Origin of the sequence: Nonomuraea sp. NPDC049784 (assembly GCF_040659615.1) — a bacterium.
Taxonomy (GTDB): domain Bacteria; phylum Actinomycetota; class Actinomycetes; order Streptosporangiales; family Streptosporangiaceae; genus Nonomuraea.
In genome coordinates this window covers 1-1,069 of the sequence record NZ_JBFAMX010001314.1, presented here as the reverse complement: position 1 = coordinate 1,069, position 1,069 = coordinate 1, and the positions used below count along the sequence as shown (strand labels likewise).

1 protein-coding gene is annotated in these 1,069 nt (G+C 72.1%); it reads right to left on the bottom strand.

Features of this window, described 5'->3' with window-relative positions; genetic code table 11:
* Positions 1–1,069: hypothetical protein (locus AB0J09_RS65690; RefSeq protein WP_360714737.1), on the bottom strand; the 1,069-nt coding region annotated here is incomplete at both ends.

Below are 1,069 nucleotides of genomic sequence, written 5' to 3'. Positions count from 1 at the left end.
CCGGGCTGCCGTCCGCTGCCGCCGAGACCAGCTTGGACTCGCCCGTGGCCAGCACCTGTACGTACAACTGCCCGAGCCCCACGCCGTTGGTGAACACGATCGCCCGCCCGTCGGCGCTGATCACGGGCCCGGTGGTCTCGGTGTCCGGGTACGGCCCGGTGACCCGCTTCACGGTCCCGGCCTCCCGGTCGCGGACGAACACGTCGATGTGCCCGTTGTCGTCGCCCTCCACCAGTGTGGCCGCGTCGCTCTGGAACGCGACGAAACGGCCGTCGGCGCTGATCGTGGGCTCGCGGGAGTTCCCGTCCACCTGGGAGCCGTCCTGCGCGACGGAGATGCGCTGGGTCGTGCCCGTCTGCCGGTCGCGGAGGAAGATGTCGCTGCGCCCGTTGGTGTCCCCGGGGACGAGATTGGTGGCGTCGCTGATGAACACGGCGAACCGCCCGTCGGCGCTGAACTGCGGCGAACCCGACAGCCCGTCACCCTGGACGCCCTCGGACGACACCGAGATCCGCTCCGTCGTCCCCGTCTGCCGGTCGTGGACGAACGCGTCCGTCTGGCCGTTCGTGTCGCCCGGCACGAGGTTGGTCGCCCCGCTGTTGAACCCGACGAGACGCCCGTCCCCGCTGACCGTCGGCGACACCGAGAACGCGTCCGCCAGCCCGCCGCCGGACGGCACCGACACGCGCTGGGTGGCGCGGGTACGCAGGTCGGTGGCGAAGATGTCCAGCTCGCCGTTGGTGTCCTCGCCGTCGAGGTTGGACGCGGGGCTCGCGAACACCACCACGCCGCCGTCGCTGCTCAGCTCCGGCCACCAGGCCTCGTGGTTGCCCTGCCGCCCGTCGGTGCCCAGGGAGACCCGCTCGGTGTCCGGCGGGTGGGGCAGGGTCACGTCGGCGTGTCCGGTGCCCACCTTGGCTTTCACCGGGTCGGACCTGGACACTCCCGGGGCGTTGGCGGCTATCTCGTAGTCGCCGTACGGGACGTCCTTGATCGTGTACCGGCCGTTCCTGCCGGTCGTCGCCGTCAGGACGTCCGGCACGCCGAGCACCGTGACCGCGGCGCCGGG